This window comes from Actinomycetota bacterium, assembly GCA_030018275.1.
In the GTDB taxonomy this organism is placed as follows: Bacteria; Actinomycetota; Aquicultoria; order Subteraquimicrobiales; family Subteraquimicrobiaceae; genus Subteraquimicrobium.
On sequence record JASEGB010000001.1, the window covers coordinates 37,078 to 61,662 of the forward strand.

23 protein-coding genes and 1 riboswitch are annotated in these 24,585 nt (G+C 46.6%); of the genes, 2 read left to right on the forward strand and 21 right to left on the reverse strand.

All coding sequences use genetic code 11. The features are described from left to right. Nucleotides 1-20 precede the first annotated feature (20 nt). From QMD66_00275 to QMD66_00375, 21 genes are all read right to left on the reverse strand, one after another. A complete protein-coding gene (locus QMD66_00275; GenBank protein MDI6821307.1) occupies nt 21-1,115 on the reverse strand; it encodes an ABC transporter ATP-binding protein in 1,095 nt (364 codons plus the stop codon). Then, entirely contained in the window at nt 1,091-1,810 is a 720-nt protein-coding gene (locus tag QMD66_00280; GenBank protein MDI6821308.1) for an ABC transporter permease, read from the reverse strand. The genes QMD66_00275 and QMD66_00280 overlap by 25 nt, the downstream gene beginning before the upstream one ends. An 18-nt stretch (nt 1,811-1,828) precedes the next feature. Then, on the reverse strand, nt 1,829-2,731 hold the full coding sequence (locus QMD66_00285; GenBank protein ID MDI6821309.1) for a substrate-binding domain-containing protein: 903 nt from the start codon (nt 2,729-2,731) through the stop codon (nt 1,829-1,831). Beyond that, entirely contained in the window at nt 2,722-2,901 is a 180-nt protein-coding gene (locus QMD66_00290; protein MDI6821310.1) for a hypothetical protein, read from the reverse strand. The genes QMD66_00285 and QMD66_00290 overlap by 10 nt, the downstream gene beginning before the upstream one ends. A 131-nt stretch (nt 2,902-3,032) precedes the next feature. Beyond that, a riboswitch (molybdenum cofactor riboswitch) is annotated at nt 3,033-3,153 on the reverse strand. A gap of 56 nt (nt 3,154-3,209) precedes the next feature. Continuing rightward, nucleotides 3,210-3,452, reverse strand: coding sequence for a twin-arginine translocase TatA/TatE family subunit (gene tatA / locus QMD66_00295; protein MDI6821311.1), 243 nt, complete (start codon nt 3,450-3,452; stop codon nt 3,210-3,212). A 123-nt stretch (nt 3,453-3,575) separates the two neighbouring features. Beyond that, entirely contained in the window at nt 3,576-4,076 is a 501-nt protein-coding gene (gene mobB / locus QMD66_00300; protein MDI6821312.1) for a molybdopterin-guanine dinucleotide biosynthesis protein B, read from the reverse strand. Nucleotides 4,077-4,182: 106 nt separating this feature from the next. Then, on the reverse strand, nt 4,183-4,920 hold the full coding sequence (gene fdhD, locus QMD66_00305; protein ID MDI6821313.1) for a formate dehydrogenase accessory sulfurtransferase FdhD: 738 nt from the start codon (nt 4,918-4,920) through the stop codon (nt 4,183-4,185). Further along, nucleotides 4,917-5,549 carry a molybdenum cofactor guanylyltransferase gene (locus QMD66_00310; GenBank protein MDI6821314.1) on the reverse strand — a complete coding sequence of 211 codons (633 nt, stop codon included), beginning with the start codon at nt 5,547-5,549 and terminating at the stop codon, nt 4,917-4,919. The genes fdhD and QMD66_00310 overlap by 4 nt, the downstream gene beginning before the upstream one ends. A gap of 214 nt (nt 5,550-5,763) precedes the next feature. Further along, the gene (locus tag QMD66_00315) at nt 5,764-6,663 is read right to left on the reverse strand and encodes a formate dehydrogenase accessory protein FdhE (GenBank protein MDI6821315.1); all 900 of its coding nucleotides are present in this window, start codon (nt 6,661-6,663) and stop codon (nt 5,764-5,766) included. Nucleotides 6,664-6,819: 156 nt separating this feature from the next. Beyond that, nucleotides 6,820-7,482 carry a cytochrome b/b6 domain-containing protein gene (locus QMD66_00320; GenBank protein ID MDI6821316.1) on the reverse strand — a complete coding sequence of 221 codons (663 nt, stop codon included), beginning with the start codon at nt 7,480-7,482 and terminating at the stop codon, nt 6,820-6,822. Beyond that, nucleotides 7,472-8,272, reverse strand: a complete 801-nt coding sequence (locus tag QMD66_00325) for a 4Fe-4S dicluster domain-containing protein (protein MDI6821317.1) — start codon at nt 8,270-8,272, stop codon at nt 7,472-7,474. The genes QMD66_00320 and QMD66_00325 overlap by 11 nt, the downstream gene beginning before the upstream one ends. Before the next feature lies 1 nt (nt 8,273). Beyond that, on the reverse strand, nt 8,274-11,366 hold the full coding sequence (gene fdnG / locus QMD66_00330; protein ID MDI6821318.1) for a formate dehydrogenase-N subunit alpha: 3,093 nt from the start codon (nt 11,364-11,366) through the stop codon (nt 8,274-8,276). A 289-nt stretch (nt 11,367-11,655) separates the two neighbouring features. After that, the gene (locus QMD66_00335; protein ID MDI6821319.1) at nt 11,656-12,783 is read right to left on the reverse strand and encodes a site-2 protease family protein; all 1,128 of its coding nucleotides are present in this window, start codon (nt 12,781-12,783) and stop codon (nt 11,656-11,658) included. Nucleotides 12,784-12,832: 49 nt separating this feature from the next. Next, the gene (locus QMD66_00340; GenBank protein ID MDI6821320.1) at nt 12,833-13,381 is read right to left on the reverse strand and encodes an adenylyl-sulfate kinase; all 549 of its coding nucleotides are present in this window, start codon (nt 13,379-13,381) and stop codon (nt 12,833-12,835) included. Nucleotides 13,382-13,727: 346 nt separating this feature from the next. Then, nucleotides 13,728-14,741 carry an aminoglycoside phosphotransferase family protein gene (locus QMD66_00345; protein ID MDI6821321.1) on the reverse strand — a complete coding sequence of 338 codons (1,014 nt, stop codon included), beginning with the start codon at nt 14,739-14,741 and terminating at the stop codon, nt 13,728-13,730. A gap of 203 nt (nt 14,742-14,944) precedes the next feature. After that, nucleotides 14,945-15,751, reverse strand: a complete 807-nt coding sequence (locus QMD66_00350; protein MDI6821322.1) for an S-methyl-5'-thioadenosine phosphorylase — start codon at nt 15,749-15,751, stop codon at nt 14,945-14,947. A gap of 411 nt (nt 15,752-16,162) precedes the next feature. Continuing rightward, nucleotides 16,163-17,218, reverse strand: a complete 1,056-nt coding sequence (locus QMD66_00355) for a tRNA 4-thiouridine(8) synthase ThiI (GenBank protein MDI6821323.1) — start codon at nt 17,216-17,218, stop codon at nt 16,163-16,165. A gap of 47 nt (nt 17,219-17,265) precedes the next feature. Then, a complete protein-coding gene (locus tag QMD66_00360) occupies nt 17,266-17,988 on the reverse strand; it encodes a phosphatidylserine decarboxylase (GenBank protein ID MDI6821324.1) in 723 nt (240 codons plus the stop codon). Nucleotides 17,989-18,023: 35 nt separating this feature from the next. Next, a complete protein-coding gene (locus QMD66_00365; protein ID MDI6821325.1) occupies nt 18,024-19,028 on the reverse strand; it encodes a hypothetical protein in 1,005 nt (334 codons plus the stop codon). A gap of 37 nt (nt 19,029-19,065) precedes the next feature. Then, on the reverse strand, nt 19,066-19,602 hold the full coding sequence (locus QMD66_00370; GenBank protein MDI6821326.1) for a DUF523 domain-containing protein: 537 nt from the start codon (nt 19,600-19,602) through the stop codon (nt 19,066-19,068). After that, nucleotides 19,602-20,267 carry an MgtC/SapB family protein gene (locus QMD66_00375; protein ID MDI6821327.1) on the reverse strand — a complete coding sequence of 222 codons (666 nt, stop codon included), beginning with the start codon at nt 20,265-20,267 and terminating at the stop codon, nt 19,602-19,604. The genes QMD66_00370 and QMD66_00375 overlap by 1 nt, the downstream gene beginning before the upstream one ends. A gap of 393 nt (nt 20,268-20,660) precedes the next feature. Between QMD66_00375 and QMD66_00380 the strand changes: the two genes are divergently transcribed. Both QMD66_00380 and QMD66_00385 read left to right on the forward strand, forming a co-directional pair. Next, on the forward strand, nt 20,661-21,941 hold the full coding sequence (locus QMD66_00380) for an exonuclease SbcCD subunit D (GenBank protein MDI6821328.1): 1,281 nt from the start codon (nt 20,661-20,663) through the stop codon (nt 21,939-21,941). Next, a complete protein-coding gene (locus QMD66_00385) occupies nt 21,877-24,555 on the forward strand; it encodes an SMC family ATPase (GenBank protein ID MDI6821329.1) in 2,679 nt (892 codons plus the stop codon). Before QMD66_00380 ends, QMD66_00385 begins: the two co-directional genes overlap by 65 nt. Nucleotides 24,556-24,585: the final 30 nt, after the last annotated feature.

A 24,585-nucleotide genomic window follows, 5' to 3' on the forward strand; every position in this document is an offset into this window, starting at 1 on the left:
TTTAAAATGGAATTTTGAATTTATTTTCTTATCACATGCACCGCTGTTGCCTTGAAACTAGCTACAACGGTTTGACCTTCTTTGATATCTAGCTCGTCTACAGATTGTTTGGTCACGAAGGAGACCAGGGGAAATCCACAATCCAAACGCACTTTGACGATCGCTCCCTGAGGTATAACCTTTTTTACAACACTCAAGAATCTGTTTCTAGCACTTGAAATCATATCTCGCCCCTCGTCCCTCGTCCCTTGAAGAGTCACCTCCTCCGGTCGAATACATAGAAGGACTCTTTCACCCACTGAAGACTCGCAAAGGACTTCCACTCTTCCCCCAGTAACCACAACATCAGCTAGACCATTTCTCTGCGAAACAACTGTTCCCGAAAGAATGGTCTCAACCCCAACGAAGCCCGCAACTCTTTCATTTACAGGATAATTGAAGATTTCCTCAGGCGTTCCAATCTGGAGAATCTCACCTTTATCCATGACCGCCATTCGGTCAGCGAGCATCAGCGCCTCCGTTCGATCGTGGGTCACGTAAACCGTGGTCAATTTCATCCCCCTTATGACCCTCTCCAAATCCTCGCGGAGTGCTTCCTTAGTGGGAGGATCAAGAGAGGCGAAGGGCTCATCCAGGAAGAGGACTTGAGGCTCAAAAACTAAAGCTCGAGCAAGGGATACTCTCTGCGCTTCTCCCCCGGAAAGCCTCAAGGCATGGCGATCGGATAGATGGTGAATGTTGAACTTCATCAAAAGTCGATTGACCCTTTCCTCGATCTTCATTTTTGGATACTTCCTTACCCTCAAGCCATAGGCCACGTTTTCGAAGACGGTCCCGTTGAAGAGGAGGGGTTCCTGGAAGACCATGACCATTCTTCTCCTTAAGAACAGCTTATCAGTGGAAGGTTCGATAACCATTCCCCGGAAAATGATCTCCCCGTGAGATGGTCTTTCCAACAAATTCAATATCCTAAGCAGCGTGCTCTTCCCGGCACCATTGGGACCAATGATGGCAAAAATCTCCCCCCGATAAATCTTTAAGTTCTCGATGGACAGGACTCGCTTGCCATCATACTCATGTATTAGGTTTCTTACCTCCAGGTACGGATGATCCATGGAGCAGCTCCCTTTTGCTGGATATCTGTGAGAATCAGGTTTACGATGAAGGCCAGGACCAAAAGAATCACACTTAAGGCTATGGCGATATCAAAATGTCCCATCCTAGTCTCCATTACCGTTGCCGTGGTCAGGACCCTTGTTTGACCCTTTATATTGCCTCCCACCATCATCACCGCTCCCACTTCGGAGATAACTCCGCCAAAACCAGCCATGATCGCAGCCAAAGTGGGAAGGCGAGCCTCCTTGATGAGAGTCATGAGCATCTGCACGCGAGATGCTCCCAGGGATAAAGCCTGTAATCTCAACTTCGGATCGAGCTGCTGGATGGCGGCGATCGTCAGGCCAGCCACAATTGGTGCGGCGATGAGTACTTGGGCGATGACCATAGCTGTTGGGGTATAGAGTATTCCAAAAAATCCCAGTGGTCCACTCCGCCAGAGAAACATGCACACGAAGAGACCGGCCACCACGGGTGGAAGACCCATGCCCGTGTTAATGGCGGCAACCAAAATTCTCCTCCCTGGGAATGATGTGAGGGCGAGTGACATTCCCAACGGGATGCCCAGAAGCATGGAGATCAAAACCGCACCACCTGAGATCTTTAGGGAAAGGAGAGCGATTTGTATAACCTCTCGATCTCCGGTGATCAGGAGTAGAACCGCTTTTTTTATGCCTTCCCAGATTAGTTCCATCTCACGCCTCCATTTCAACTATTTAGTCTTTGCTCGCCACTCTCGCGAGTTTGGAGTAAATAAGGGTTGCCTATATTTTTCCTTACCGAAATCTCCAATGATCCTTTGGGTCTCAACCGAGGTTATCCATTTAATAAACTTCGTGGCTAAATTGTAGTTTACCTTGGGAAATCTCTTTGGATTTACGGCGATCACCCCATAGGGATTGAATAGAACCCTGTCGCCTTCGACCAGAATGGTGAGGTTTATGCTTTCCTTAAGCGAAAGATAGGTTCCCCTGTCCGCAAGGGTATAAGCTCCCTTTTCGTCGGCAACTCGGAGGGTTTCAGCCATGCCCTGGCCCGTCGAGATATAGCAATCGCTGGGAGGTCGAATTTTAGCCTTTTCCCAGAGTTTTTTCTCTTTCTTGTGAGTTCCAGAGTCATCGCCTCGAGAAACAAAGAGAGCTTTCTCAAGAACGATCCGTCTTAGGGCACCAGGGGCATCCATGCCTTTAATTCCAGCGGGATCGGGAGCCGGTCCAACGATGACAAAATCGTTGTACATGACATCTCTCCGGTTTACCCCATATCCTTGGGCGACGAACTTCTCCTCGGCTTCACGGGAATGTACCAATAAGACATCGGCCTCACCCCTCTCGCCCATGGCAATGGCTTCACCGGTTCCCACGGCAATGGTTTTGACCCTTGCATTGTACTTCTTCTCAAAAATGGGGAGAATTTCGTCTAAAAGTCCGGTGTCATGGGTGCTAGTGGTAGTGGCCAGGATTAAAACCCGTTTCTCCGATTTACATCCCAATAATAGGAAGAAGATTAGCATCAAAATAATTAGCATCCCTGATTTTTTAAACTTCACATCAATCCTTCGCAAACTCGTCACCCATCCGCCTATCAACCTATCCACCCATCGACCTAAAAGCATCCAAGCTCGCAGCCGTAAATTTTGATCCCTAGATGGTTTGCAACTCGGCCCACCTCCAGGGGAGAGACTTTCAACTTTTCAGCCAGCTTACGGGCCTGGGGACAGGAAATTTTGCCCTCCTTTGCCTCCGCTTTCACTGCCTTGAGAATCTCTCCAGATACACCGCACATAGCTCTACGATACCTCCAAAGTCATTATTGGTTATTGGGTGATTGGGTGATTGGGAAATCTTTTCTCAACCATTAACCCATCCGCCTATAACCTAAAAAAGCACCGCCTCCACGCATATGGATACGGTGCCTTAAATTTCAAACACTCTCCTTTCCAAACACGGGAGGCCCAGACGTTTCCATCTAAACCCTATCGGTCATCCCCCATAGGCTAAAGCCCTTAGGAAAAATGACTCGGAGATAGCATATATAATTTACCTATATAATATTCGCTAAAATTTCTCTTTTTCCTGCTTAAAATCGCAAATTTATTTCTCTTCTTCGCTCTCCTCTTTTTCCTCGACTTTTTCTTTACTCTTGGCCTTTTCTGTTTCCTCTTCGCCCTTACTTTCAGATGCTCTTCTGAGTTCACGTAGACCCGATCCTATGGCCTTACCGAGTTCTGGCAACTTGCGGGGGCCAAAGATTATTAAAACGATTACCAGAATGATTATGAGCTCCGTTGGTCCGAGCCCGAAAACATAAGCGGTCCATAACAAACCATCTAACATTTACACCACGCCTTTTATTCAAATTTTCTTTAGTTTATCATAATTATACCCACAAGCCAATCTCATTAGAAATTCAACCCTAAATCTATAAAATTCCTGCAAAATCGATGGTCTTTTGGATCTCTATCTTGAGGGACTCGCCAGTAGCTCCCTCTCGATGAGATCGGCTAAACCCTTTACATCATTCATGTCGAAGTGTGGAACCTCCTTATAAAGCTCGGGAACTGGGGGGCTCAGGGGCTCGGTTTCTACCACGGCGAGTAGTTCTTGGGAAGAACATAGGAGTTCACCTTGGTGAGATCGGTAGACCTCTATCTTGGGTTTATCTTCCCTCTTATACCCCTCGGTGATGATGAGATCCGCATCCCCCGCAAACTTCCCCGAGATCTCGTCCAAGGAAAGTTCCCGATCCACCTTCTTTATCACGGCCACCTTGTGAAGAGAGGAAATGACCACGGTATCCGCTCCAGCCCGAGCATGTCGCCAGGAATCCTTCCCCGGATGATCGATGTCGAAATCGTGGACATCATGCTTTATGGTAGCTATTTTATATCCCCGCCTTTTAAGCTCGGGAATGAGTTTTTCAATCAAGGTGGTCTTACCGCTATGCGATTTACCAACCACTGAGATTATTGGAACCACCTAATTCAGAGAGAAGTCTAGGGGATAAGTCTAGAGGGAAAACAACATTCTTTTCCTCTCTAGACTCTAGACTCATCCCTTATCCCTCCTACATTATTATTCTCTCGGGATGGGAATAGATTTTCATCTTTCCCGCTCTGACATAGCCAATTATGGTTACTCCCAGCTTCTCGCCGATTTCCACGGATAAATCGGTGGGGGAACTACGGGAGACAACTAAGGGTATCCTTGCCTTTGCTGCCTTTAACAACATCTCTGAGGAGATTCTTCCCGTGCTGAACATCATTTTGTCCTCAGTTTGAATTTGATTCAGGAAGCACTCCCCCAAAATCTTGTCAAAGGTATTATGTCGACCGATATCCTCACTGAAGGAAAGGATGCCATCTTTATCACACAAAGCCGAGCAATGGATACCTCCTGATTGGCGATAAAGTTCCGCCCCGCCAAGCATATCCTTCATCAGATTTAAGATGGTGTCCTTGGATACCTTGAGCCTTGATTCTATTTTCACCGTTTTAATATCGGATAAGCTGGTAAAGGTGAATCCTCTTCCGCAACCGGAGGTTAAAAACCTTTTATGGAACAATTTTTCCAGCAATGTCTTCTTTTTGGTTTCCACCCAGACTATACCCTTATTTTGATCAACCGTGGTTTGTTTCAAATCTCCTATATCCTTTAGAATTCCCTCGGCATATAGGAAACCTACAGCTAGTTCCCTCAATTTACCGGGCGTAGCCATAACCGTGACTAATTGCTCGTCATTGAGGAAAATGGTTATCGGCTTCTCCGCGGGAAGTGCCGCCTGCGACTTTTTGACCTTGGTCATCGATCTCCCTCAAATCGTCTGGATTTCGCCTTCCTACAGATGCGCCTGGCCAATTCCAAATCCTGGAAGGTATTTACATTAAAAAAGGATAGGAATTGCGGATCGAATCTTTTCACCTGCTCTACATGTATATATTTTACCCGAACATCATCGAAAAAAGAAATGATTCTAAAATCTTTCTGGCCAAGCCTTTCTTGGATGGGAGCAATACAATTAGTGGAATAAATGGCATGAAGTGGTTCCAACCCTTTAGGAGAATAGGGTATTATAATATCTACCCCATTCGTTTCTTTCTCCAAAAACCTCATCAATCCCAAATTCAGGAACGGCATATCACAGGCGACTACAAAATTATAGAAGCTTTGAGATGACCGCAGACCGGCCAGGATACCACCGAGGGGACCTTGATAGGGAATTTCATCCTGAATTATCTGAAAATCCCGGCTAAAATTCCCAATGTGGTAAGCTTGGGGAGTGTTGGTGACAACGATGATTTCCCCGCATACGCAGGATAATTTGTCCAAAACATGCTCGAAGAGAGCCTTTGAACCTATTTTTAGAAACGATTTATCCTTTCCGATTCTTGAACTTCTTCCCCCTCCCAGGATAATCCCAGTGATCCCCACCACTCTCCTTGTATACATATTTAACCCTGGGCATAATTCGTTCACAGAGTTATTGTCATTTTGCACTTTGCACTTTGAATTTTGAATTTAAGATGAGCTTAATTGAGATTTATGTCTAGCATATATGCATATTATAAAGACCTTGAACGCTGGACTTCTGGAAGTTTCTTTACATCTATTTTACCAGGTGTTAGGCATAAGGGACAACGACCATTGACTAATCCTTGGGGATAATGTATTGGGCTACGGGCGTATAACCCTGCTCTTTGGCAAAGGTATCCAAATGGACCCCAGCGACATCTTCAATCTCAAGAATCACCTTTCGTTGTAACTCTCGTTCGTCGGAGGTCTTTATGTACCTCTTGCACATCTCACATACATCCGCGCGATGTCCCCTGTCGCCTTCGGAATAAAAATATTGAAGGGATTCATGATCGCTATTTCCGCAGAAGGGACACTTAACTCTCAAGAAGCACCACTGAGTTCGACAGAGAGAACATTGCAAAAGTCTTAAACCATCTTCCTCTCGAAACTTTGCAATCAGAGGTTTGCGCCCGCAAATGGGACAAAAACCCTGCCGCCAAAGGGCATAATCGATTTTATCCCGAACCTCCCTGGCATGCCTTTCATAAAAGGGAATGAGCGCATTTTGAACTAAAAAGAATAGGATATCCATGTTTAGCTTTACCTTCTTTGAAAATTCCATCAAATATGGGATATTCGTTTGCTTCAAGTTCCTAATGAAATCGCTCATTTTTTCGGGCTTAAGCTCTTCAGAGGAAAGGAGTTTGCTAAACTTTCCCTTAAACTTGCTTTTAGCCTTGATGACCTCGCACAATTCTTCCAGTAATTGTCGGAATAGGGTGGAGTCAATGATGATGTCTTCATCCCTGAAAAGGAATCTCCCCTCCTTAAGTCTCGCTCTAATCCCCCCTTCACCGAGATAAACCTGGGGCTCAATTAGTGATATATATTTCCGCTGAACCTCGAATATTGCCTGGTAAAAATGGACCAAACCGCTTAAGCCAGGATTTCGTTTTTTATAGTACTCTATCTCTCTTCCCATCTCGTTTGGGGAAATATCCCCTTGCTTCAAATGGATTTGAATTTGACTCATCTCCTTCCCTAAAATCTTTATACAAATATGAATTCTAGCTTGGGTTTTCGAATCCTTTAAATAACACCAAAGCCTCTGTGGAAGCTCGGAGTTTGGAATTTAAAAAAATGGGCACCCATCCACAAAGAACGGGTGTCCATTTTTCTGAATCAAAAATTAGGTACTTTCCTTCCCTTTGACCTCCTCATACCACCTCGCCCAATGATACTTCGCTTCCTCCTCGCTCACCGTGCCATCGCCGAACATATATCTCCAAGCACCTCGATAAGGTTGAAAGATACCAAGTCCCAAGTAGATGTGTCCAAGGAGGACTACACCGAGGATGATCGTCCCCAACTCATGGAGAGGAAAGCACCACTGCACCAGTCCTTTGGGGAAATTGGCGGGGAAAGCCATTGCAATCCCGGTCAAAATGAGGAGGATGGAACTACCGATGATGACCCAGTCAGCGAACTTTTGCCCCGATTTTAATCTGCCCTGTGGAGGCATCTTCGTCTTTGCACGGAATAGATAAATGGGAAATCTCAGCAACCAGGCGGTGTCATTTTCTTCCCAGGTGAATATGTCCTTGAGGAAATGCACAAATCCCCGCCAGTTGAATATGATCATAAGAATGGGGATGCCAATGAAGAAAACACCACAAACCCTATGGGCGAACCTGGATCCATTGAGTCCCCCAAAGACCGCAGCTAAACCATTTAATCGAGGCAAATAAAGCGCGAGCCCCGTATAGAAAAGCAGTAAACAAGAGATGGTGTGTGTCCAGTGAAGAAATCTAGCAGCTGCGCTTTGCCTTATGACTCTTCTCCTACGTCTCACTACTCCTCACCCCCCTCCTCACTTCCTCTTCGGGTTTATATCCTATGTTGAGCAGAAAACTGAGCGCGAATGCGGCGACAGCGGCTCCACCTAAGATCGGACCCAGTGGTTTGAGGATGTCCTGCCATAAGACCGCAGAGATTGGAACCTTGGGCTCCTCCGGGAGATCATAAGTTTTCGCTTTTTCAGCCAGGACATACATCACGCCCAATCCACCCAATTCAGTTTCGCCATAAAGACGTGCATCGAGATTGCCATCTGCTTTGAGAGCACTCACTCTCTCCAAGCCCAGGGAGACCATTTCCTCTCTCTCACCGAATTGAATGGCTCCAGGAGGACAGGTCTGGGCACAAGCAGGGGTAAGGCCATTTGACACCCGGTCATAGCACATCCTACACTTCTTAACGGTATTTGTATCCGTGTCATATTGGGGAATCTCAAATGGGCAGTTCTGTACACAATACTTGCAACCAGTGCACTTATCCTGATCGATGACCACCGCTCCGAGCTCGGTCTCGTGTGCCGCCCCCGTAGGACATACTTTAACGCAGGTAGCGTCAGTACAGTGCATGCATTGCATCTTTCTAAATAGCCATTTTACTTCCCCGTTCTCGCTGATCTCCTTGAATTTGAGCTTTGTCCAAGTTTTGGGTGAAAGTTCGGGTGGATTTTCATAGGTTCCTTGACAAGTGGTCTTCTCCGCGGGAAGCTGATTCCACTGCTTGCAAGCTACCTGGCAAGCGCGACAGGCAGTGCACTTTGTGACGTCTATGAGCATCGCCTTTGCCATCTTACTTCACCTTCCTTATATCGCAGAGAAATGCCTTGGATTCCTGGATCATGGTGTTGGCATCACCGATGTGTGGAGTGAGCTGGTTGGCAGCGTAGTTCAGTTTTTTGGGGCCCCCGGTGGTATAACCAACGTATCCATAGCACCAAGGCAGACCAACTTGATGAATCTTCTTACCATCGACAGTGAGTGGTTTGAATCTCGGAGTGACGATGGCTACGGCTTCGACTTCGCCTCGTGCCGTAACCACTTTCACCCAGTCACCGTTTTCAATTCCCTTCTCCTCGGCGAGTTCTTCACTCATCTCCACGAACATCTCAGGCATGAGTTCCGCCAACCAAGGTTGGTTACGGGTCATGATACCCGTCTGCCAGTGTTCTGTTATCCTGTAGGTAGTAGCGACGAGTGGATATTCACCCGAAGTTCCAACCTTGTCCTCCGGATTAACCTTGTGCCAGAGGAAAATCGCCGGATTAATCTGCTCAGCTGACATGAGGTTTTTAACGGGACTCTCGAGAGGCTCATAGTGTTCTGGGAAGGGCCCCTCTTTGCAAGGAGCGAAGAGCTTGAAGACGCCCTCGTTTAGCATGATGGCGGGCAGATTCCCACCAACTGCGGTCGGCGCCTTCGCCGCAGGGAAGTCCGGGACATCGTTACCCGTCCACATTCCGGGTAGACCCGTTTTTGGATCGACTTTGTTGGGATCCCACCATATCTCCGGGATATTCGGATTCCAGGGCTTGCCCTCGAGGTCGCAGGAAGCGCGGTTGTAAACAATGCGCCTATTGAGCGGCCAGGCAAATGCCCACTCAAGGTTATTGCCGATACCCTCGGTCTCCGGAGTGCGTCTCTGCATGAGGTTCGTTCCATCCTCGGCAAATGACCCGGAGAAGAGCCAGTTTCCGCAGGCGGTCGTACCGTCAGCCGCGAGAACGGTGAAGTTCTTCACCAACTTGCTCCTGTCCGGCCAGACGTAGCCATTGCAGGCCCTGGCGACCTCCTCCGCGCTGGGCGGATCGCCGTAATCCCAGTTGAGATTGGTTATGGCCTCGGCATTGGGGCCACCCTCAGTCTCATAGAGCCTCTTGAGCTCCTTGAAGATGAGATCGATGATCTCCAGATCGCTCTTGCAATCGCCCAGAGGCTCGGCGCCCTTCCAGCGCCACTGTATCCAGCGCCCAGAGTTGGTAATGGAACCGTCCTTCTCCACGGAATCGGCGGCTGGGAGTCTGAAGACCTCGGTTTGAATATCGGTGGGATCAACACCCGGTCTCTTCCAGAAAGCATTGGTCTCGGTCTCCCACAGGTTAAGGTCGACCAACCATTCCAGCTTATCCAAGGCTTTACATTCGATGTTCGAGTTCGGTCCCCCGACCGCTGGATTCTGACCGAGGATGATGAAACCCTTGATCACGCCATCGTACATCGCCTCGAACAGGGCTATGTGGGAGTAGCCGCCTCCCTTGTGACCCTTTCCGATCTTGGGCAACCAATCGAAGCGGAAGTCATTCTCCGGCTGGGCCGCATCTCCCCACCACTCCTTGAGCAAACTCACGATGTACTTCTCGCCATTTCTCCACCAGGAAGTGGAGCCGGGAAGAACGTTTTTAGTCGCTCTGTCGACCGTGAACTTATCCGCGTAACCCCTGAAGGTATCCCCAACCTTCGCAACCGGTAGATACCCAGGCAGAATATGGAAGAGCAGAGCATGATCGGTTGAACCCTGAACATTTGGCTCTCCTCGCAGAGCATTCACTCCGCCACCGGGTCTCCCGATATTCCCAAGAAGCAATTGGAGCATGGCAAAGGCACGGATGTTTTCCGTTCCCACAGTGTGCTGAGTCCAACCCATGGCATATAGGATGGTTCCAGTTTTCTCGGGATCACCCGTCTTCGAAAATTCCTTGCATACATCGAGGAATTTCTCCTTGGGACAGCCGGTGATCTTCTCCACCATCTCCGGTGTGTACCGGGAGGCGTGTTCTTTAAGGAGCTGGAAGACACAATTGGAATCGGTGAGGGTCATATCCCTTAAGGGCTCGGTGACGGTTACCCTCTTCCCTTCTTTGACTTCCGTCACCTCTTTTGTTTGATAGCCCCAAGTCGCCTCGTCGTACTTCCTCTTGGTCTCATCGTAGCCCGAGAATAGCCCATCTTTGAAGTCGAATTCAGGTTTTATCAAAAGTGAAGCATTTGTGTACTCCTTGACGTATTCTTCGTGATAGAGCTCATTCTCGATGACATAGTTGACCATCCCCATGATGAAGGCAATATCCGTGCCGGCCCGAATTGGGGCATAAATATGAGCTTTGGAGGCTGATCGAGTAAATCGGGGGTCAACCACGATGAGCTTGGCTCCTCTTTCCTCCATGGCCTTGGTGACCCACTTGAAAGCCATGGGGTGGCATTCTGCGGCATTTCCGCCCATAATCATGATGCAATCACTGTTCTTAATGTCTATCCAGTGATTGGTCATTGCACCTCTTCCGTACGTTGGACCCAACGCTGCCACGGTGGCGGAGTGTCATATGCGGGCTTGGTGCTCGATGTAAACGAGACCGAGTGTCCTCATTAATTTGATCCACAGGTAACACTCCTCATTGTTTACAGCCGCTCCGCCCAGCGCAGCGATGGATTCGCAACGATTCACCGTGACTCCATCCTCTGTAGAAATGAAGTACTTATCCCGGGTGTCTTTGATTCTCCTGGCAATCTGAGAGATTGCCCAGTCCCAAGTCTTATCCTCCCATTCAGAAGAACCCGGAGCGCGATATAGAACTTTTTTATTTCTCAAACCCGCCGTGTCCGCAGCAACCTGGAACATGGATGCACCTTTAGGACAAAGACTTCCAAGATTGGTGGGATGATCGGGATCGCCTTCGATATTGATGGGGTGCCCATGTTCGGAACTTACAATGGCCCCACAGCCACAAGAACAATAAGGACAAATAGTGGGCGCTTCTTTCGCACCCTTAATTCGCAGTTCCTCTACTTCCTCGGCGATCGCCGATATATCGAAGCCAAAGCGAAGCAGCGTGGTAGAAGCAAGAGATGCACCGGTAAGTTTGAAAAAACCCCTCCGTGAAAATTTCACCTTTTACACTCACTCCTTTCACCAAAGATTTCTCCCAAATGAATTAAACATATCACCTCCAACTCCTAAAAAAATTTTAGAGGTCTTTAAGGTTACCTTAATAGACCTCCTGAAATTTAGGAACGGAAACATATAAAACAAAGATTTTCAATTTTCCGATACCCTCTCTTGGAGCGAAAATTATCACCATTCATAACTCAATTTTTATTTCTTCAATTACCAGCTATTCCCTTATATACAACAAAAAATGAAAATTCCTTCTTTTTTCCCATAATTTTTGAAAAATCTTTTATACTCCCAATTCAGTCTTCACTTTGATCAGTCGGATTATATCACTCCTTGTGACAAGTCCCACCAAGCTGCCATTCTCATCCACCACTAAAAGATGGCCTATTTCCTCCCTGGCCATCTGCATTAAGGCATTGACGGCTTCCTCCCGATAACTTATTATGCAACTCTCCTTTGGAGGGACCACTATTTCCCTCGCGGTTACCCTTGACCAATCCCCTTGAGGGATTTCTTTAATATCGTGTAAGGTGATTACCCCCAAAAGCTGATCATTCTCCACCACGGGAAACCGACCATATCGGTATTTCAAGAAGTACTCATTGACCAACTTATCAAGGGTTATTGAAGGATCAATGATTTGGACATCCTTGCTCATGATCTCGGCGACCTTAATCCCTGATAACGATCTTTGGAGAATAAGCTGTCGATAACTTGTCTGAGCGGCGTGGTTAAGGAACCATCCGATCAAAACCAGCCAGAGAGCACTGATATCGCCCAGAACGAAAACCATCATGAACCCAAAGAAAATGAGGGAGAAGGCTATTCCCTGCCCGGCCTGAGAGGCAATCTTCATGGACCGTTGCATATCTTTCATCCAATACCAGAGTCCGGCTCTTAAAACTCTTCCTCCATCCAAGGGAAATCCGGGCAAAAGATTGAATACCGCCAGGGCTAAATTGATCTGCCAGAGCAATAAAAAGGAGGCGCCAACCATCTCCAAACCCAAACCCCTAGCCCCCACCCAAATCAAACCGAAGGAAAAGGATAAGAAAAAGCTGGAGAGCGGACCGGCGATGGCCATTTTGAACTCAACCTCTGGATTTTCCGGCTCTTTGGACATCTGGGCAACTCCGCCGAAGATAAACAGGGTAATTTTCTTTATGGGAATACCGCTTTTTTTAGCTATGTAGGAATGGGATAGTTCGTGAAATAAAACCGAAGCAAAGAGCAAAAGGGTGGTGATCGTTGCATTAATTATGCTTACAACCAGTGGAAGATTGAATGGTTTTAATTGGAAACGAAGGGTTAAGTCGATGATGAGTAGGGCAAAAATAAAAAACCACGTAAAGTTCAACTCTATGGGAATACCGAATATCCTTCCAAGACGGACCGATCCAAAGGGAATCAACGTTCTTTCTCCTTATCGCCCAGACCAACTCCCCTAACTCCAGAATAAATCAAGTACAAACCCAATACAACCAATCAAATTTCTCCTGCATTTTCTGCAATATCTTCTCCGCCCCTCGCTTTGGTGTCTCTCTATCGGACTCGATGATCATCTCTGGGGCAAGGGGCTCTTCATAGGGAACTTGAGCTCCCGGCACTGTGGTGGCCTCTTCACTTTTGGCAGCCCGGTAAATCCCCTTAGGATCTCTTCTCATGCACTCCTCAAGGGGACACTTCACGTAAACCTCCATGAAATTTTGGATCTCCTTCCTTGCCTTATCTCTAAACTTCCGCTTATTCGCCGTGGCATCAAAGATCACATTCATCCCATGGTCCACAAGCATCTTACCCAAACAAACCAAAGCATTATAGAAAAATTCCCTCTCTTTCTCAGTGTAAGTGGAAAGGGGGAGGAGCTTAGTTCTCAGATCATCAGACTCCAAAATCTCCACATCTATATTCCGTTCCTTGAGCAACTTTTTGACCGTTTGAGCGAGGCTGGACTTGCCCGAAGCTGGAAGACCCGTTATCCAAAGGGCAAAACCCCTCTTATCCTCCATGATATCTCCCCACATTGTTCACGGTTCACCGTTCACGGAATATTCATACGTTAGACATAATTCGTCTCAAGGAAGAAGGCTCTTACTTCGCCAAAAAAAGGTTCTCTTGGGTTTAAATTCTAATTTCAAAATCCTAAGCACCTGCCTGCCGGCAGGCAGGCTAAACAATATCAAATTACCAAAATTAAAATGACCAAAACAAAAACCAAATCTAGAAGAATATTAGTTTTGAATTTCGAAAATTTGGATTTTGAATTTGTTTAAGGATTTAGATTTTCGAATTTAGGATTTTTAAAGTCTTACTTCTTGGAATTATGCCTAGGGCACGGAATATTCTTTAATACGGTCAACGGTGAACGGTAGACGATGAACTTTTAACATCTGGTGGCTCAAAGTAAGAATTGACGTTATGGATATCAAATTTTTCAAAATCGAGAACATTGATGATGAAATTGAAGAGCTTCTTTCGAACATCATCCGTAAGATTTGGATACCAAATGGGACTAGCTATGACTAAAGCACGCCAGGCATAAAAGGGCTGGCAAACCAGGAGAATTTCTTCGTCACCCGTCTTTTCAAGGTAGTTGTGCACGAATTTTAGGAAAAGTATTCGAAAAGCTCCTTTGAGCTCGCCATATTTCTGAAGGGAATAAAAGATATAATTGATGCTCATGGCGGTGAAATCATCCGCTGGTTCTCCCCATTCGCCACGGCTCCTATCCAAAACCCAGAAATCCAATCCGCTTTGGAATAAGACATTCCAAGGATGGAAATCGCCGTGAACCCGAGAGAGACGATATCCCTTATCCTTAATCCTCCATCTCCAATCGATGCATTTTACCTCCACCTTCTGGAAAAAGTCCTCGGCGATGAAATGCCAATCCCCGGGGTAGCTATCGATGAGTCCCATGATGCATTCCCCATGTCCCACCAAATCTCTGATCCTTCGGGTATAAAGCTGGGGATCATCCTTCTTCAGAGCGTGAATTTCCACGAGATAATCGCTCAACGCCTGGGCGCGCATGACGTCTTCCTCGCCGATCATCTCCCGCTCTTTGATGCGTTCCAGATCGTGGAAATATTCTTTTCCCTCTACGTACTCATCGAGCAGGAAGAATTCCACTGCCTCACCCAACGAGATGAGAGAGCTCGTTCTGGTAAAAGCTCCCACATCCAAAGAGGAGATATGCTTGGGAAGTTTATTATAGGTTGAATGGGCCAGGAGGAGAGAGCAAGCCCTGTCGGAGAAATGATCGTGTCCAAATCCCTCCGCCTTCATGGTTTCAAGAACCGCTCTTTTTCTTCGGCCATCCATCTCAAATTCGATTAAAATCGGACTCCCATAACCGAATCCCTTCAATTCGTCCTTCTCTTTGAGATCTGTTAAGCCCCCAAATGGAAAGGATGTTAATCTCCTTTCCATAAAGACAGCGGAGGTAGTCTTGAAGATTTGCCACCTTTAACATCGAACGCCTCCTTAAATCCTAAGCCATGGGTCAGGGGACATGAGTTATGGACGTCTCTACCTTTTACCCATGACCCTTGACCTGTGACCTGCAATGCCTATTCAAATCTAGCTCCCCTCAAAGCCGTGCTGCAGATGCATTTCCTCTCCTTGGGTAACTTTGGAATCATGGCAAAGAGCAGCTTTCGAACCCTCTCATTATTCTCCTGAAAAACCCTGAATACCTCTTCCGCCGTGACCGGTTCAACCTCAGGCATCCCCTCCAACCCCACATCATAATCGGTGATGAGCACAATGGCCACATAGCATAGCTCTAATTCCCTGGCCAGATGGACCTCTGGGTATTGAGTCATATTGATGGCTTCCCACCCCTGTGAGGAAAACCACTTGCTCTCCGAACGAGTGCTGAACCGAGGTCCTTGGATGATCACCACCGTGCCCCGTTCATGAACACTTATCCCAAGCTCTTTAGCGGTCTCATAGGCGATCTTCCTCAACACCGGACAGTAGGGGTCGGCTGCACTCACATGGGTGGATATGGGACCATTATAGAAGGTGTCCCTTCTACCCCTCGTTCTATCCACATATTGATCACAAATGACAAAATCCCCCCTCTTTACGTGGGGCTGCAAGCTTCCCGAAGCACATGGGGCGATGATTTGGGTCACACCCAATTGCTTCATGGCATAAATATTCGCCCGATAGTTTATCATGTGAGGAGGATATTGGTGGTGTCTTCCATGGCGAGGAAGGAAGGCGACTTTCCTTCCTCCGATCTCCCCGATAGCAATCCTATCACTGGGGAGCCCGTAAGGAGTCTCAATGGCGTATTCCCTTACACCCTCTAAGAATGAATAAAATCCTGAACCCCCGAATACCCCTATTTCTGCCTTGGGTTGAACCATAAATAATCATCCTCCTTTAGTTCACCGTTCACAGTTCACAGTTCACCGAAAATATTTTTTTAAAAATTGCGAACGTATACGGTGAACGAACAACGGTGAACGGTGCTACCATTACTTGCTTTCGACTTTCTGAAATTTCGTGCCGCCACAGTGCTTGCACTTCCTGGGTTTGCAACGTCCCTCTTTAATGGCACCACATCCCAAACATTTCCAAATGGCCATTCCCCTCACCCCTATAATTCGTTGGTTAGGCTAAGAAATAGCCTTTAACCATTGCCGACGGATCAGGCGCTGGCAGCTTCCTGTCCAAATTCAAAATTTAAAATGCAAAGTGCAAAATGACAATCCAAAATTTAAAATGGTTTAAAAAACTAATTTTGCATTTTGATATGTCATTTTTATTTTTGATTTTTACATTTTACATTCGTTTTGATACGCTTTGTTAACGGAGCTCGACAGACTTTTCAAAGGATATTCAACCTCGATAATCTTTTCTTCCTCCCCATCCCTACGATACCCCACTTTTACTCGAGGTAAATTTCTGGCCTTACTGTACCTTGCGGCCAAAATAGCTGCTTTCTTAATGGTCTGTTCCCCAACGTCTTTGCCCCTGACCAGAGTCCGCGGACCGGGGTATCCCCTAACTTGAAAAATCCAATCCTCAGGTTGGGTAAGCTCCAAAAAGAGTTCATTCTCCCTTTGATTTCTGGCCACAACTATTTTTATCCCTTCCAGGGAGCGGAAGTGCCTCCCCAATTTGAGCAAATCCAACTCCTTTATGGTGGGATTCTTCTTCTCCGCCAGCAAATCTCTTAGCCGTTGAGAAAAAATGGGATCGGTAAGTAGACATCCTCCCGCAGAAGTGGGAAAATCTTTAAAACCATATCTTTCCGCCAACTCCAGCTGGGGTTTGCGTGATCGTCCCTGGATGGATAGGAGACTTTCTCTATCCACCAACCCCTTCTCCTCGGGTACCGTTAAAGGAAGCAACTTAGCCGAGAGAGGTCGCAAAAGGTACCCCCGGTAACCCGATTCCTTCTCCACAATCCTTAAAGCCGTTCTATTCTGCGATTTTGGGCGTTCTCCAAGGACTTCTCCGCTTACGATGAAGGATGCTCCAATTTGTTCCATAAATTCCCCGGCTTTCTTGACCATGAAGGCGTGACAATCGATGCATGGATTCATATATTTTCCATATCCGTACTTAGGTCTTTTAACTATTTCCAAATGTTCATGGGTGATATCGAAAATATGAAGGGGTATCGAGAGCTGTTTGGCGGCTTCCTTGGCTCTTTTGGCGGAAAAGAAAGGTGTAACAAAACTCACCCCGACAACTTGGATACCCTGCTCCTGGATTACCTTCACCGCAAGCATGCTGTCCAATCCACCCGAAAGCAGAGCCACAGCTTTTATCTCTGTTGGTTGTTGGTTGTTGGTTGTTGGTGTAAAGGACCCATTCTTTGCCATGCAAACACCCTGAATAGTTCATGGTGGACGGTAGACGGTGAACGTCATTAGTATTCGGCTAAAATTGTTTGACCCCCGTAGACCTGTTCACCGCATCTTACCTTAAAGTCCAAATTTTCCTTCCCTGTCCGGGGAGGCAAAATTATGAGATCAACCTGCGAACCACGCTCGATGAAGGAAAGCTTTTGCCCGATTTTTAAGAATTCTCCCTCTCTAACGAAACAAGTGATCTTATTGACGAATCTGTCCGCTATCTCCACGACGATGACGGAAATATCCTTGCCTTCCAGGACTAGGACGTTGCGCTCGTTGAAAAAGTGAAATTTTTTAGCGAATAAATCTACCACTCTCCGAAAAAATACAAGGTTAATATATTCCCACAAATCGACCATGGGTAAATTTACCCTGGCTGGGATGTAGAGGACCTTTTTCACCATTCCGGCAATGGGTGAATAATTGAAATGCACATCTAAGGGAGACATATAGATGCCCACCAGCCAACCATTTTTGATTTCTTCATCCATCCCCAGTTTCGTGATCTCCCCTAATTTGATCCACTGGTCCAATTTCCTCGAATGAACCTCACCTCCTGTTATCTTTTCTATATATAATACCCTTCCATCGGCAGGGGAGACGATTACGCCTTCCTTCCCAGGTGGGGTCCTCAAAGGGTCTCTATAGAACCACACCTTCCTCAAATAGAAGTAAGCTCCGAAGATTAAGATTACGAAAAAAAGAACAGACGAAATAATCCAATTCGAAACGTACAATTAGAAATCACTCCGCCCATAACCATTTAACCTGTTCACCATTCCCTCCATGCCTTCCAAAGGCAATAGGGTAACTTCGGTATGTAATAACCCAAAAACCCGGCGCAAATTTTGAGTGGACTTTCCCAAGATGCGTCTCCGTGTTCCTTCTCCGGAAGGGATCTAGATTCGAAAATACCAGTTCTATAAGCGTTGTCTAAAGCTGAGTAGGTTCTCAATAGACCATTCCGTTCGAAATAGCTCTTTACTTGATCCGAAGGGGTACTTAAAAACAGCTCTTTGGGTACACGATATAGCTCCATCAGCTCATCGTAAATCTCATCCAAAGATCTATCATATCCATGTACCGCGATTTGAAATCTAAGCTCATTATATCGGGCGATGTCGGACTCGAAATTCCTTTGGGAATCGACTATGGTCTTTATCGCTTTAACCAGCGTCCTGATCCTCCCTAAATCCCAAATGGGGTCAAATATCCTAATCTCTATGGTGCCCAATCTTTTAGCCAAAATTATATCCTGAAATCTATACTCCCAATCCGATCTCAAGCAACCTATGGCAAAAGATTTGGCAATTCTAAAGGATTGACCGAAATATTTTCCCCCGGCATAGGGAGAATTGACCGTGAGGAGGGCGAGCAGAGGGAGAAAATGGACGAGATTTTTGTGAACACGCTGTTGGTCCTTCACACCACCGATGTGAATTTGCAAGGCACAGGTGTTGGTAGGAGCTTCGTAGCTTATGAGGTGACCCAGAGGAATTATTAAGCCCTGGCACATGTCCATCAAATCTTTTCTGCGAGAGGCAAGGTCTTCAATGAGGGAGTCGACATCCTGATGCATGGAGGTGCTGATCTCTATTCCGCTCATCAGACCCTGTCTTATATCCCTTCCCCGAGCAAAATTGGAGGCTGTATGAAAGTAGTAGAATCGGGGATCTTTCCAGAGCAGCCTAGCCAGATAGTAAAGGGATCTAAGGGTTGGTTTTTCCGGCTCTACAATGAAAACTTCTTCTTCGATACCGAAGATCGCATTTTTCATGATCTCACCTCACGGTCAACACTTTAAACTCGTCCACCTAATTCAGCTCTTCCTCTGTTAATATCTTGACTCCTTCCCTCCTCAGCAGGGAAGCGGTCACACCATTTCCCTTCCTTAAATTATTGGTGAAAGTACCATCGTAAATTCGCCCAAAGCCGCAAGAGGGACTTCTCGCCTTAAGGATAGCCGCCCTTGCCCCAACCAATTTTGCCAATTTAAGAACCTCGTGAGCTCCTTTTATGCACTGAGTGGTCACATCCACACCCTCTTTGGTGAAAACACCAGTTCTTCCACCGAGAACATCCTCTCCACTTCCATCCCGAATTTCCATGGGTAAGCGCGGTGTAGGAAGTCCCCCCAACTGTTCAGGGCAAACGGGGATGGCCCTGCCTTGACTGACTAGTCTTTGCACCTTCCCCAGAAGCTTGTTTTTCCCATCGTATCTACAATTTATGCCCACCAAACAGGCACTCACTATGTATCGTCCCTCGTCCCTCGTCCCTCGATTCCCCTCACACCCTTTTGTGGAAGATATCTTTCTGTGAACGGTGAGCCGTGAACCATGAACCTCCATCATGCCTCCCAATACACCCGGCTCAGCCCTTCAATCTTAGAGAGCCCTTTTGTGACCTCTTCAGAATGCACACCCGAAGGCATTTCGACAATCAATTTAATGGTGCAAGTCTTCCGCTCTTCATCGCACTCCAAATCCACATCCTTTATATTCACACCCAACTCGCCCAGAGTGGAGCCAACCTTTCCCAACTGTCCGGGTCGATCCTCCGAGATCATGGTCAAAACTCGCCGACCCTTTAAGATTCGCAACTCAACTTCCTTAAAGACGGAGAGAACGATGAGTGTCAAAACGGTGGCCGCCAAAGCTGGAACATAAAAACCAATCCCCACAGCCAATCCTATTGCCGCCACTCCCCAGACGCTTGCAGCCGTCGTTAAGCCCCGTACAATGCTCCCTTGTTGAATAATGGCACCCGCTCCCAAGAAGCCGATGCCCACGACGACCGCCGCGGCGATTCGACTTGTGTCCACATATGGCTTTCCGGAGAAGGGATAAACGGATACCAGCATGAACAAGGTTGAGGCCATACAAACCAAAACGTGGGTGCGCAAACCAGCTGGCTTCTCAGCTCTTTCCCGCTGGTAGCCTATGATGCCGCCGAGGAAGGTGGCTAGAACTAACCTTATAACAACTTCTACAATCCCAATCCCAATCCCAATCATTTATAATGCCCCCTTTAAACTCCGAACACATGAGTCAGAAGAATTTTAGCTCTCTCCCATGAACCATGTCCCCTAGCCATGGACCCTTGACCCTTTTTACCAACTTACCTCGTAACTATGATACAACACTTCGACCGCCACCATCCATTTTCGATTTAATTAGGAAAAATTCTCCAACCTTCCATGGATTCCTGTATATAAGAAGGATAAATTGTCCCCTCGAATGTCTAAGATGTAAACCTGACTCGTTAATAGTCAAAATTAAATCATAAGGGAATCTTCGTAAAAAAGTTCGGTTATCCTCAAATTTGGGTTGAAATTTTTCCGCCTAGTTGATAAGCTATTTTTCGAACAGCTGTTCGAAAAAATAAAAAATATATGGGGATGGTGTCATTGAACTCAGTTAGGATCCTACACTTTGCCGATCTACATCTTGGAATGGAAAATTACGGCAAGATAGATTCCGCCACGGGACTCAATCAGCGCATCTTGGATTTCCTGAAATCCTTCTCTACCTGTGTGGATTACGCTCTCGAGAATGATATAGCTCTGGTAATCTTTGCGGGGGATGCCTATCGCACGAAAAATCCCTCCCCAACCCTACAAAGGGAGTTTGCAAAACAAATAAGGAGGCTCACCCGGGCGGGAATAAAGGTTCTGCTATTGGTGGGAAACCACGATGTTCCAAATACCGAAAAACACGCACACTCCCTGGCGGTCTTCGATGCCCTAGAGGTAGAGGGGGTAATCGTAGCCAGAGACTCAAGGGTCCACATCATCGACACCCATCAAGGAAGGGTCCAGGTGGCAACCCTCCCCCATTTCCCCAAGAGCCAACTTCTAAAACTCGATGAATACAAGGATAAGACGGTCGAGGAGATAAATCAGATCATGGCCAAGGAGATCGAGTCTGTTGTGGATCATCTGGCAACCGAAGTGAGAAAAAATTCCGAAATTCCCTCGATACTTGCCGCTCACATTAGCGTATCCACGGCAAAGCTTGGCTCTGAGCAGAGCATCATGGTGGGAAATGATCTTACCATATCACCCAGCGCTTTGCTTAAAGATGAATGGGATTATATCGCTTTGGGACATATCCATCGCCACCAAGTGTTGGAGGAATCGCCTCTCATGGTCTACTCGGGAAGCATAGAAAGGATAGACTTTGGTGAAGAAAAGGAGGATAAGGGCTTCTGCGTCATCGACCTGCCCCGATTCCATCGGGGCAGGTCCAAAAACGGTGCAACCCCTGCCTGTCGGCAGACACGGTACAAATTCGAAAAGACACCGGCGAGAGAATTCTTAAGCCTTGATATCCAATGCCTTACGACCAATCCTACCTTGGAGGTCCTTAGGTTAATTGCCGAGCACAATGTCAAGGACACCGTGATCAGGGTGATGATAAAAGTCCCTCCGCACTTAAGACATCTGGTTCAAAGGGATGAAATTCTTAAAAGCCTTTCCTCCGCTCATTACATTGCCTACGTGGATGTCGAATCCTTAGGCGAGAATGTTCGAACGAGGAATCCCAACTTGACCGAGTCCGCGGGACCTCTCGTGGCCCTTGAAGAATACATCTTATCGAGGGAAGAACTCAAAGAAAGGAGAGATGAGCTCCTTAAATTCGCTGGGGAGCTCATCGGCGAACTCCAGCAAGTCCGCAACGTACCTTGAGGAGTGCGATGAACCCATGATCCCGGTGGAACTTCGGCTAACCAACTTCATGAGCTACAAATACATGCCAGAACCATTGAGCTTTTCTAACATCCACACGACCTGTCTTTCGGGTCCCAACGGACACGGCAAATCCGCTCTCCTCGATGCGATCACCTGGTGTCTCTGGGGAAGGGCTCGAGGAGTGGATAGGCGCGGGTTGGGTGTCGATGATCTCATCCACCTCCACGAAGATCACATGCAGGTCGAGTTCACCTTTGAACTCGAAAATCAAAGATACAGGGTCATTCGATCTCGGGCAAGGGCAGGACGGGGTTCAACGAGGTTAGAATTCCAGATCTTGGATGTCCTGAAGGACGAACCTTCAGGGCGGGCCTGGCAATCTTTGACCGCTGATACGATCCATGAGACCCAGGAGAAAATCAACAATATTTTGCGCATGGATTATGAAACCTTCGTTAATTCAGCCTTCATCCTCCAAGGCAAAACCGATAGTTTTACCACCAAAAATCCCAACCAAAGGAAGGAAATCCTCGCAGATATCCTTGGTCTTTCCTTCTACGATGAACTGGAAGAGAGAGCGAAAGAACGCAAAAGGGAACGAGAGAAGGATGTGCAAATCTCAAATGTCCAAATCCAAAGAATAAATGAGGAATTAGCCAAGGAAGACGAATACAAAAGGGAAATCGAATCTTTGACCCGCAAACTTGGGTGTCTTCAAGGTGATATCGCCGCCCATGAGGAAAATTTAGGACGCTTAAGGGAACAGAAGGTGAAATTGGAGAGTAAAATTTGTGAGGCTAAAGAGCTTAAGATGAGGATGTCCCAACTTAAGAAGGGACTGGAAACCATCGAGACTCAAATTCAGCGATGCCGGAAGGAGATCGAGCGAGCTCAAGAGCTCATCGTCGATGCAGAGCGCATTAGGGAAGGTCATCGTGAGCTCAAAGACTCAAGAGCTCTTGAAGAAAAACTCGCCGAAAAATCCCGCCGCCAAAATGAAATTCTAAATGCCATGCGGGAGACGGAGAGAACTTATGTCCAAAGCCGAAGCGCTCTTGAGGCCAAGATCGAGAATTTAAAGAGAAAGGAGATGGAGCTTTCCCTCGATGCTTCGGAGATAAAAGCCCTGGAACAGAAATTGAAGAAAATCGAGGAAGAGCTAGCCCTTCTAAAGGAAAAAGAGGAAAGGCTGGAGACCTTAAGAGAGGATTTTTTGAATCTTCAACGGAGAAAGTCTCAAGTTACAAGCGAGAGTGAGACATTAAAAGAAAAACTGAAGACCACCGAAGAAAAGATAGAACTGCTGGGAAGCCTTCCTGAAGCCACGTGCCCCCTTTGTAAAAAGGAACTTACCGATGCAGAACGCGAGAATCTTCTAGGCCAATTCAAAGAAGAATTAGAGCGATACCTCATCTCATTGAAGGATAATACCTCAACACTTGAGCAAATCGAGGAAAGACTTGAGATTTTAGAAGAGATCGGGGTGACCATCAGGAAAGATCTAGGGGTTAAAGAAGCAATCTTAAATGCGCGAACCGAAACGTGTATGCAACTTCAGAAGGCAAAAGAAGCGGAGGAGGCTTTGAAAACCTTATGTTTGGAACGGGAAAATTCACAAAGGCAACTGGATACCGGGGAATTCGCTAAAGGAGTCTTAGCAAAGTTAGAAGAGTTTAAGACCGAGCTCAAAAAATTGAATTATAACCCCGACGAGCATGGGGACTTGAGAGAAAAAATTAAAGAGCTTTTACCTTATGAGCAAAAGCTGTTTCAACTGGATAACGCCTTGACAAAGATGGAATCCTTCAAGGAAACCCTGCATACCTTTGAATCACAAAAACAAGAAAAGATCGAGATCCTCAAAGGAGACAGAGAAAAAGAAACCCGGCTTCTCGAAGAGACAAACCGGTTGCCCGAACTGGAAAGACAGATATGCTTAAGGGAAAAAGAACTTGAGGAATTAAAGAAAGCGGAAAGGGAATTCTCCAATCGAATCGCAATCAACCAAGAATTTTTGAAAAATTGCCAAAATAAGCTCGTAGAAAAAGGGGAACTCGTTAAAGAGCGAGATCGATGTTTAAGCGAAATTGCCATCTACTCCGATCTGGCCACGGCCTTTGGCAAAAAGGGGATTCAGGCTCTCATCATCGAAAATGCCATTCCGGAGATTGAAGACGAAGCCAATAAACTTCTCCACAAACTCACAAATGGACGATTTAATGTGCGGTTTAGAACGCAAAGGAATCAGAAAACGGGCGGTATCATTGAAACCCTGGATCTAATCATTTCCGATGGAGAACTCGGTGATAGAAAATATGAGCTCTTCAGCGGCGGCGAGGCCTTTAGGATCAACTTCGCCATCAGGATTGCTTTATCCAAATTATTGGCCAAAAGAGCTGGCGCCAAGCTGGAAACCCTGGTCATCGATGAAGGTTTTGGTACACAAGACAACGAGGGGAGAGACAGACTCGTCGAAGCGATTTCCACAATAAAAGATGACTTTAAAAAGATAATCGTGGTCACACACTTGGAAGACTTAAGGGAAATGTTCCCCAACAGAATTGAAATCACCAAAAAACTTGGGTATGGTTCAATGGCTAAGGTGATTTAGGATATAGGTAAGGAGTATGTAAGGCAGCTG